This is a genomic window from Desulfurococcus sp. (genome assembly GCF_049970475.1).
Taxonomy (GTDB): Archaea; Thermoproteota; Thermoprotei_A; order Sulfolobales; family Desulfurococcaceae; genus Desulfurococcus; species Desulfurococcus amylolyticus.
Genome location: NZ_JBMFMW010000039.1, coordinates 1 through 9,915, shown reverse-complemented (window position 1 = coordinate 9,915; position 9,915 = coordinate 1). Strand labels below are relative to the sequence as shown.

General features: G+C 45.7%; 10 protein-coding genes and 1 pseudogene. 3 read left to right on the top strand and 8 right to left on the bottom strand.

Annotation, left to right across the window (positions count from 1 at the left end; genetic code table 11):
• Nucleotides 1-77 precede the first annotated feature (77 nt).
• On the bottom strand, nt 78-845 hold the full coding sequence (locus ACP5N5_RS03630) for a bacteriohemerythrin (protein WP_428133036.1): 768 nt from the start codon (nt 843-845) through the stop codon (nt 78-80).
• A gap of 166 nt (nt 846-1,011) precedes the next feature.
• Nucleotides 1,012-1,132 (bottom strand): annotated as a pseudogene (locus tag ACP5N5_RS03625) (DUF1616 domain-containing protein); the annotation flags it as partial.
• Nucleotides 1,133-1,346: 214 nt separating this feature from the next.
• Between ACP5N5_RS03625 and ACP5N5_RS03620 the strand changes: the two are divergent.
• Nucleotides 1,347-1,496: a hypothetical protein gene (locus tag ACP5N5_RS03620; RefSeq protein WP_428133035.1), complete on the top strand. Its 150-nt coding sequence runs from the start codon at nt 1,347-1,349 to the stop codon at nt 1,494-1,496.
• Nucleotides 1,497-1,594: 98 nt separating this feature from the next.
• Here ACP5N5_RS03620 and ACP5N5_RS03615 read toward each other — a convergent pair whose 3' ends face one another.
• Both ACP5N5_RS03615 and ACP5N5_RS03610 read right to left on the bottom strand, forming a co-directional pair.
• Entirely contained in the window at nt 1,595-2,959 is a 1,365-nt protein-coding gene (locus ACP5N5_RS03615) for an MFS transporter (RefSeq protein WP_428133033.1), read from the bottom strand.
• Nucleotides 2,956-3,864, bottom strand: a complete 909-nt coding sequence (locus ACP5N5_RS03610) for an alpha/beta hydrolase (RefSeq protein WP_428133031.1) — start codon at nt 3,862-3,864, stop codon at nt 2,956-2,958. The genes ACP5N5_RS03615 and ACP5N5_RS03610 overlap by 4 nt, the downstream gene beginning before the upstream one ends.
• A gap of 81 nt (nt 3,865-3,945) precedes the next feature.
• Between ACP5N5_RS03610 and ACP5N5_RS03605 the strand changes: the two genes are divergently transcribed.
• A complete protein-coding gene (locus ACP5N5_RS03605) occupies nt 3,946-4,680 on the top strand; it encodes a glycerophosphodiester phosphodiesterase family protein (RefSeq protein WP_276814162.1) in 735 nt (244 codons plus the stop codon).
• A 13-nt stretch (nt 4,681-4,693) separates the two neighbouring features.
• Here ACP5N5_RS03605 and ACP5N5_RS03600 read toward each other — a convergent pair whose 3' ends face one another.
• From ACP5N5_RS03600 to glpK, 4 genes are read right to left on the bottom strand one after another with little or no spacing between them, the layout of a single operon-like run.
• Nucleotides 4,694-5,068: a DUF1667 domain-containing protein gene (locus ACP5N5_RS03600; RefSeq protein WP_428133026.1), complete on the bottom strand. Its 375-nt coding sequence runs from the start codon at nt 5,066-5,068 to the stop codon at nt 4,694-4,696.
• Entirely contained in the window at nt 5,065-6,321 is a 1,257-nt protein-coding gene (locus ACP5N5_RS03595; RefSeq protein WP_428133022.1) for an NAD(P)/FAD-dependent oxidoreductase, read from the bottom strand. The genes ACP5N5_RS03600 and ACP5N5_RS03595 overlap by 4 nt, the downstream gene beginning before the upstream one ends.
• A gap of 1 nt (nt 6,322) precedes the next feature.
• Nucleotides 6,323-7,801 (bottom strand): NAD(P)/FAD-dependent oxidoreductase, encoded by a 1,479-nt coding sequence (locus ACP5N5_RS03590; RefSeq protein ID WP_042667632.1) that lies wholly within the window; start codon nt 7,799-7,801, stop codon nt 6,323-6,325.
• A gap of 58 nt (nt 7,802-7,859) precedes the next feature.
• Complete coding sequence (gene glpK / locus ACP5N5_RS03585; protein ID WP_428133019.1) at nt 7,860-9,434, bottom strand: glycerol kinase GlpK; 1,575 nt, start codon at nt 9,432-9,434, stop codon at nt 7,860-7,862.
• Nucleotides 9,435-9,549: 115 nt separating this feature from the next.
• On the opposite strand from glpK, the gene ACP5N5_RS03580 reads away from it, so the two are divergent.
• A partial coding sequence (locus ACP5N5_RS03580; RefSeq protein WP_428133017.1) for an alpha/beta fold hydrolase occupies nt 9,550-9,915 on the top strand: 366 nt, incomplete at its 3' end.

Genomic DNA, 9,915 nt, shown 5'->3' with positions numbered 1-9,915 from the left:
AAAGATGCATCCCCGAATAGATGGAGGGAACCAATGAACCCCCTAAAGGGAACCCTCGCCCTTTGGGGTGGGGGAGGTCAGTCCCCGTCCTTCCCCAGGCATTTTTTCAAGTGCTCTGCCAGCTCTAAGTCGTCCTTTAACATATAGTCAAGGTATGATGCGATATAAGTGTATAGATCCGTGAGCAACTTGACAAACTGAGATGCATGAGTAGTGGAGGCCAGTTTATCCATAAGCATCTTGAACTCTAAGTGTCTCTTTACATGGGACTCCTTCTTTCTTTTATCATACATACATTTATCCTGGAGTTCCTCCTCGAGTTCGAAATGTGCGATGGAGGCGTTGTATGCTTCTCTGAAGGCTTCCTGTATCTTGCCTAATTCCCCATCTAGTATATACTTGATCACAATATTGAACTTCTCAAACATATTCCTGTGTGCAGTGTCAAGAGGTTCTACTCCCATATTGTATTTCTCAGCCCACCTCACAAACGGCGATTTAACCCTGTACATATCTAGTTTCCTCACATTGCTGGAGTATAGGAGGCCTTTAATAAGCTCTGGGTTAACAGGGATTTCTCCTCCATCTGGGCGATGGCACTCAGCGTTAAGAATTCTATCGCCGCTCATGAGAAGCATGCATGAAGTGCCTTCCTGATTAGTGATGTAGGCCATATAATATTCATTCTCAGATGCATACCTGCCTACAACCTCTAGTAATATTTTCCCTCCTCCTTCCAGCATTACTGACTCGATAATCTCTACCTCTAATATGTTCAATAGTTTACTCAGCGGTATCAGCTTCTGTAGGTTCTCTATGTCTTCTCTTATAACTATACTCTTCATTAATGGTCACCTTGATCATCATTTACAACTATCTAGCTATTATTTATTTCCTTGGAAATAAATATATATTATTTTTCCCGGATTTTGATAGGCCACGGGATGCTGTTTTCCTCAGCAACACGTAATTTCCTATAGGATGCTGTGAAAGCCAGTATTGCTGGGTACACTGTGAGAGAGACCAGTACAGGGGGTTAACCGTATACTCCATGGAGTATAGTTTAACACGAGTCCTATTAATGGAACTAGTGCTAGTGATAAACCCCAATACTTAATGCGAGCCTCTCTAAGGATGAATATGCCCAGCCCCTTCTAGGTAAGGCACTCGACGCCTTATCAGTGTATAATATAGGTATTTCTTCAGGCAGTAACATAGGCATGGGGTATGTTGAAGTAATTGAGTTGCCGAGTAGGTTCCATTGATGGCAGATCCGCCTAATTAATCAAGGCTATAATATTGAAAAATGGTGGAGCAAGGTAAGGAATACAACTATCGTGTACGCTGTGATATCGAAGGACTCTATTAGGCTCCTCCTGGCTTACAGCGTATACATGTATCCAACGAGCATGGGAAACCTATATGTCAGGATCTCGCTTTTCACGCCCCTTCCAGCCCTAAAGGACTCAGGGGTATGTGTTTTGACACCATGTTGAACACTCTTTACTGTGTTTGAAGCGCTTCAGTAATCCTCTGGCCACTCTCTTGTGATCTACGTGTGTTCTACATGCTGGCCCCTGAGCGATATACTTAGCTAGTTGTAGACACGGTCTTTTTCATAGGTTATCTTGATCGTAATCCATATTAACAATGATATTATCCACAATAACACTATGGTTGTAGCTGAGTACATGTAAGCGTTTCTCACTGGCGCCATTTCACTCATACATGAATTGATGTACCTCATAGATTCTGGGTCATAAAGTGTTATCAGTCTAGGCAGGTCGCTTGCTCTGATATCGGGTGGCATGTAGATGTATGCTAGTGTAGGATATAGCAGTGGCCCTATAGCCCAGCCAAGTGTGTTGAGTATGTTGTATACTGAGAACACTGTACCGCGGTGCTCAGCCCTGACTACATCGCTTAAGACAACTGTTATATTAGGATAAGCTATAGTCGTGAACATCATTCCAAAAGCTGCTAGGAGCAGTGGCTGTATCACTATAGACCATTCGACATTACCACATGGATACGGGTATATTATCATGGAGAGCATCACTGGTAGGCCTATCCCTATGCCTAGTATAGAGATGAAGACTCTGCCTGCTGGACCCTTCTTCCTAGCCACCTTATCACTTAAGATCCCGCCTACAATGTGTCCTATGGCTATCGATACCACCGAGACTATTAATATTAGTGACGCAATGGTCTTTGACACACCCCATTTCACCATTATGTAGTCTATCGCAAACGTGGTCAGCATCCCCCACGGGATAGTCCAGAAAACAATCATCACTAAGATAGCTATAACGCTAGGTTTTCTAAATGATGAAACAGCTTCACTTAGCTTGAACTCTATCACGGAGGTTTTCTCAGCACCCCCTATCCTAACACCTCTTGACACGGCTAGTAGCAGGAGCCCTGTGAGGAGCACCATTGCACCGAGAACACCGTAAGTAGTCTGCCACGGCTTCACAGCAAGGTAGAACACATATGCTCCTATAAAGCCGAGGACACTGGATGCATAGTATGCAGCATAGCCGACACCCCTCTTCTCTGGTGGCAGTACATCAGCTATGAAAGCATATACTATTGGAGCTATCCCAGTGTACCCGATCCCGAATATGATGAAGGATGTTAGGAGCATCACATAGTTCACTGCGAAAGGTATGACGGCTAGCCCTGTAAACATGAACATTATCATTAGAGACATTGTTTTTCTTCTACCAATCGTATCTGCCAGAATACCCCAGAGAATAGATAGCACTGTTCCAATAATCTGTGGAATACTCTTTAAATACCCTATATAGGCCTCTTTTTCATAGCTTTCAACCCCGGGTATGATGGGGCTGTTCTTCAATACGTCGACAATGAATGCTAGTAGATAGCCCGCCGAGAAGTAGAGTAGCACCAGAATTGCTAGGGCTAGAATTACTAATCCTGTTCTCCCCCGACTCATAACCCACACCTCTCTAGGAAGCCTGTAACTTTCTCACGGTATTCACCAGGATTGGTGAAAATACTCCTCACATGCATCGAATCAGTTATCCATAACTCTACCTCGGCGCCAGCCTGCCTGGCCTCCTCAACAAACCTAGTGACCTCGCTTACGTCAACAAGATCGTCTCTCCTACCAATTATAACCAGTATCCTGTTATCCTTCAATGTTTTCGCGTATTTGTAGAGCCTTAACTCCTCGCTTTTCACTCTTACTCTACCCTCAGTAAACTTAACTATCAGAGGGAATACTAGGAGAAGCATGCTTCTAAGCGGCTCCTTACTCCTCTTAATCCATCTCTTCCCGCTCTCGAATACATCAATGTATGGGCTGTCGGCTATGTAGGCATCTACACCGCCATATTTGGTTGCATACATTAATACTACCGCGCCGCCCATGCTATAACCTATTACACCTATTTTCCCAGCGATCTCAGGGTGACTTCTCCTAAGCCACTCTATGACATCGTTTAAGTCGTCGACCTCCCTATAGCCTAGTGTAGTGTATGCTTCCTCGCTCTCACCATGCCCCCGTTGATCATATACTAGGATATTATAGCCCCCATCACTGAGAAGCTTTACAACAGGCTTGATATAGGTTTCATTGTATTTGCTAGCCGTATACCCATGAAGTACTATGATTGTGGAGGCTTTGCCACCCTTGATCAGCCACCCCTTTAACCTGGTGTTATCCCTTGTAACTACATCAATACTAATGTATTGCAACCCTAGGTCTCCAGGATTCCATCCACCCATCTCCCTCGGGGGTCTAGCTAGTTTCACGGATGCGATGTACGCTAGTAGTATTTCGAGGAGTATAAATAGTATTATTACACCGAGCAGTATTAGAGCCCACAAGATCCCCACCAATAGATATATTTATGATCTAAATTAATTAAGTTTACGACTGAAAGCACCCTCTTCAGGGCGAGAGGAGGAGAAACAGGTATGGCTTTAAAACATGTTATAATAGGTCACAGGGGATTCCCCGCTAAATATCCTGAGAACACCATTGCCGGCTTCCTCGGCGCTATACTCCATGGTGCTCATGGAGTAGAGCTGGATGTATGGTTAACCCAGGATGAAGTACCAGTCGTGATCCATGATAGATCAACAAGGAGAGTAGCTGGAGTAGAACTAGATGTAAAGAACGCTACTATTGAAGAAATTAGAAGGCTGTATCTCGGAATGGGGCAGGGTATACCTACACTGGAAGACGTGTACAGGGCTGTTCCAGAAGGATACAGGTTATATGTTGAAGTAAAAGATATTGACGCCGTCCATAAGGTGTATGAGGCAACCGTCAAGCATAAGAGGGTCAGCGATGTTGTCTTTCTCAGCTTTATCAGGGATGTACTAGTGGAGTTCAGGAAACTAGATCCCGGTTTAAGGCTTGCACTAAATGTTGCAAGCCTCGAGGAAGCCAGGGAAGCATTAAAGCTACATAGGAATATAAAACTCTACAGTGTCAACCTCCCTGTGGTAGCCCCGTTGGTCATAGGGTTCAACGTGTTCAGGGAATACGTTAGGGAGGCCAGGGAACTAGGTCTCAGGGTTGTTGTATGGGATACCGAGGAGTATAAATACGATTATTCATTATATGGGGAAATAGCTTCGTTAATTGATGAGGCCATAGTGAATGACCCTGTTAGAATCAGAAACTACCTAGAGATAAAACCTTAATCCAGGATCCCGGTTAATCCTTTTGTGAAATAATTCTCCTAACTCTCCTTGTGGCAACGAGATCGGCTCCGCATATATCCTTCATTATTACATCACCTATTTCCACCGGAGCCTCCACCTCGATGTCAGCTGTTGCCTTCATAACTTTCCATATGCACTCTTTTGGCACCGGTTTACTTGTTTTAACGGATACTGTTGGAAACTCGCCGTTTCTCACTTTTACAACCGTTATGACTATCCTCTTAGGCTGGATTGCTTCCTGCTTACCATACTCTACTCCCCTGTTGCACATAGCTCCCTCAACCTTTATGTTGCCATCTCCGAGGATTGTTACTCTTAGCGTGCATCCAATGGGGCATACTATACAGATTAACTCCCTTGTAGTCAAGCCGGCTTCACCTCCAGTGTTATCCTTCTAGTATCGACCCTGGAGAGGATTCTCCCAGGTATCCATAGTCTAAGCATCTCAGCTGGCTTTACACTAGTAAGCCTTATAAAGTACCCTATCTCAGGGATTGAGACATACACGTTTCTCTCTGGTTGTTGAACCCTGGCATAAATAACCACGTCTCTCTCGCCGCTGATATAGTGTGGTACAACTAGCCTTATATTCCTGCCCTTCTCGACTCTAACCCAGTCTACTGATGGTACTCCATTATTCTCTATGAATAGCTTAGCTCCTTTAGCAGCTAGTTCACCCTGCTCAACGACGTAGTCCACTAGATCGTTTATAATGAGTGCGTTACCTGCTACGAATACACCTGGGATAGATGCTTCGAGGAGCTCGTTTACAACCGGCCCCCTAGTAGCGGGATCCATTGCAACCCCTATTTTCTCGAGTAAACCTACATTGGGTATTAATCCAGCTGCAACCACCACAGTGTCGCAGGGTATCTCGAACTCCGTTTCTTTCAACGGCTTACCGTTTTCACCGATTCTAGCCACTATGACTTTCTCTACACGGTTTCTACCCTTAACCCCTGTAACCACGTGTCCTAGGTAAAGAGGTATATTAAAGTCGTAGAGGCATTGCACAATGTTTCTAGTTAACCCACCTGGATACGGGAGCATCTCCACTACAGCTTTTACCCTGGCTCCTTCCAGACTGAATCTCCTAGCCATTATGAGTCCTACATCGCCTGAGCCGATTATCACTATTTCTCTACCTGGGAGGATACCATAGATATCCATTAAGGCCTGAGCCTCACCAGCTGTATAGATGCCTGAGCCGGGTCTATCTCCTACTACTCCTATTTCATATAGGTGTCTCTCTCTTGCACCAGTGGCATATATTATCGTCTTTGCTACAAACCGTGTGACACCGCTTCTTCTAACCGTGTTCACTATTTTCTCATCATGGGCTATTACATCTATTGCGTGGACATGGGTTTTAGTATATACATCTACACTGGATACACGGAGTCTATCGATCAATCTCTCAATAAACTCTGTCCCTGTTAAATCCTCCTTAAAGTAGTGTATTCCAAAGCCAGGATGTATGCATTGAAGCGGTATTCCCCCAAGTATATCCCTGTTCTCTATCAGTGCTGTCTTCAAGCCAAGGCTATCGGCTTTTATTGCTGAGGCTATCCCGGCAGGGCCTCCCCCGATGACGACTACATCGTATACAAGGGTCTCCATCCTAGGCCCCCTCTCTCAGCATCTTTTTAACATCTCCCAAACCATATCTCTCCATCTTGACTACAACTTCATGCATCTCCTTACCCTCCAACCCAGCAATAATCCCCGCTATCCTCCACCTGCAGAAGGAGCCCTGGCACCTGCCGAATCCAGCTTTAGTCCTAAACTTTACACCGTCAAGGGTTACCTGCGCTCCTATGGTCTTAATCCTCTTAACCGCTTCAAGTATCTCCGCCTTTGATACGGTTCTACAGTAGCATACTACCTCGCCGTAATCAGGGTTTACCGATACTAGTTCGTCTATTTCCCGTAGGGATTTACCGTGAAGCCTGGGGAATCCTCTTCTATAAGGCTTCCAGTCACTCCTGTGCTCCAGGCTCACCGCGTATGATTTAGAGATCATGTCTGCTACATAATATGCTATTGCAGGGGCTGCTGTGAGCCCTGGGGATCTTATCCCTGCAACATTGATGAAGCCCCATGGCTCCTCGTATACTTTAATCAGCCATTCACCATGTGGGGGCTCAGGTCTTACACCAGCAAATGTCCTCGTGATAAGTGATCTAGGAGGTAGCTCTCTCAGTAGTTTACCTGCTTCCCTGAGTAAATACTCGATGCCTTCAAGTGTTGTTGAGGTATCCTCTTTCAACTCGTATGGCATGTCCACTGCCGTAGGACCTATGAGTAAGTCTCCCCCGGTTGTCGTGATAGCGTAAACTCCTTTGGTTAAACTTGTAGGTGTTGTATGCAGAAGCCTTAAGGGTTTAACGCTGGTATCCTCATCAAATACTATATATTCCCCTTTCCTAGGCCTTATCACGAAGTCCTCTTCGACACCAGCGCTGTGGGAAATCTCGTCGGCATGAACACCCGCAGCATTAATCACTATGTCGGCCTGAATAAACCCTCCACTTGTTTCAACTCCTTCAACAGCTTTGTCTTTAATTCTGACTGATTTAACCAGTGTATTCACGAGTATTCTCCCACCATTTTCAACAAGGTTCTCGGCTAGCGCGGCAACAGCTTCAAAAGGTGATATATTACCAGCTGTGGGTGCATATACTGCCCCCACAGCCATCGGGCTTATAGCTGGTTCAAGTCTCCTTAATTCATCTCCATATACTGCCCTAACCCCCGGTACATTGTTTCTTCTGGCTGTGTCAATGTATCTCAGCGCTTCCTTCTCTTCCTCGCTGTTAGTGAAGACCATTAGTTCACCAGGCCACTTTGCCGGTATATCCAGCTCCTTAACCCATTGACGCCAGAGCTTGTTACCTTCCACGCAGAGTCTCGCTCTAAGAGGGTGTAACTCAGGGTCTTCCTCGTGTCCCGGGTGAATTATAGATGTATTAGCCTTAGAGGCTCCCCAGCCTACATCGGGCTCTTTCTCAACAACAACTATATCTAGTCCCTTATACATGCTGAGGACTCTTGCGATGGATAACCCTACTACACCGGCTCCAATGATAACTATCCTCATTCATGAATCCTCCCGTAATCTATGATCAGTCTATAATCAGGCAAGGGATTAAACGTCTTTACTCATATCCATAGGCCCATGGTACTTCACGGGCCCATCCTAACGCCCTCTTAACAGCCTCCTTCCACCCCTTGTAGAGCCTTTCCCTTATCTCCTCACTGATTCTCGGGATGAACTCTCTCTCGGCCCTCCAGTATCTACGTAGTTCATCAATGCTTCTCCAGTAGTCGACAGCTAGTCCTGCTAGATATGCTGCACCAAGCGATGTAGTCTCATACACCATTGGCCTAACTACTTTTGTATTCAATATATCCGCTTGGAACTGCATCAGGAAGTCGCTTCTAGATGCACCACCATCAGCCTTTAAGACCTTTATCTCCGAACCTGTTTCAAGCTTCACTATTTCAACAACATCCCTGGTTAAGTAGGCTATGGATTCCAGTACCGCTCTTGCCAGGTGCTTCCTCTCGGTGCCTCTTGTTATACCAATTATGAGGCCTCTAGCGTATTGATCCCAGTAGGGTGCACCTAGACCGGTGAACGCTGGGACAAAGTATACTCCACCTGTATCGCTCACCGATTCTGCAAGCGGGTTGACCTCGGCTGAGACCTCTATTATCTTTAACCCATCGCGCAGCCATTGTATCGCCGCCCCGGTTACAAATATGCTTCCCTCTAGGGCGTATACTGCTTTACCAGGTTCAATACTATAGTAGATCGTTGTGATCAATCCATGCTTAGAGAAAACTGGTGTAGCCCCAGTGTTAACCAGTATGAAGTTCCCGGTGCCATAAGTACACTTTATATCGCCTTGCTCGAATCCAGCTTGACCAAATAATGCAGCCTGCTGATCACCCACAGCTCCAGCTATAGGTACCCTGTATCCATGGAATAATTCATCAGCGATCTCTGGACCCACATAGCCGTAAAGACTTTTATCGCTTGAGGGGCGTGGAAGCGGGAGTATTTCCAAGGGTATCCTACCCTGTACCTCAAGTAGCTCCCTGTCCCAATCGATCCTCTGTATGTCGAAGAGCATGGTTCTAGAAGCGTTCGAGTAATCGGTTACATGAGCCCCCTTCTTCTCTGGTGTCAACACATCTCTTGAATTCCTTGTCAGATTCCATATAATCCACGTATCAATGGTGCCGGCTATAACCCGGCCGCTTACCGCCTTTTCCCTTACACCAGGCACGTGGTCTAGGATCCACCATATCTTAGTGCTAGAGAAGTAGCTGTCGGGTACAAGCCCGGTCTTAGAGCGTATGAGATCTATGTATTTACTCTTTAAGTATTCAACCTCCCTAGCAGTCCTCCTATCCTGCCACACAATAGCATTGTAGGCAGGATTACCTGTCTCGGGATCCCAGAGGAGTATGGTTTCCCGCTGATTCGTGACCCCTATAGCCTTAATCTCACCTGGATTAACACCGCTACCCTCGAGAACCTGCTTGATAACATACCTCGTGTTAACCCATATCTCCAGGGGATCATGCTCGACCCAGCCAGGCCTCGGATATATTTGTCTATGTTCTCTGTAAGCCATTTTAACAGGTAGACCTTCATGATTGAAGAGGATTGCCCTAGTGCCTGTAGTGCCTTGATCTATGGATAAAATATAGCCATCACTCAAGACCGGTACCTCCTGATATCTAGATCAACACCTGAGGAATTTAAACAGTATCAAAGAACCCGTGTAGTAAAAGCTAATATATTTGCTAAGGATGAAATACATACATGTGGGAGCCATGTATAAAGAGGGCTACGTTGAACTACCCACCGGATTAAACACTTTCTACAGGAGCTGGCTACCGGAGGATAAAGCCAGGGGACTCGTAATCGGTGTACATGGATTCGCGGAGCACAGTGGAAGATATCTGCATGTAGGCGAGGCATTAAGTAGGTACAACTATGCATTCTACATCCATGATTTAAGAGGGCATGGCAAGAGCAGGGGAGAGGAACCCGGCTACATAGATAGCTTTAACGAGTTCATAGATGACCTAGACTCATTCATGGACTATGCAATCAGGGACTCAGGCATACAGGGCACTATACTATTAGGACATAGTATGGGTGGGTTAATCGTTCTCCACTATCTGGCTAAAAGACGC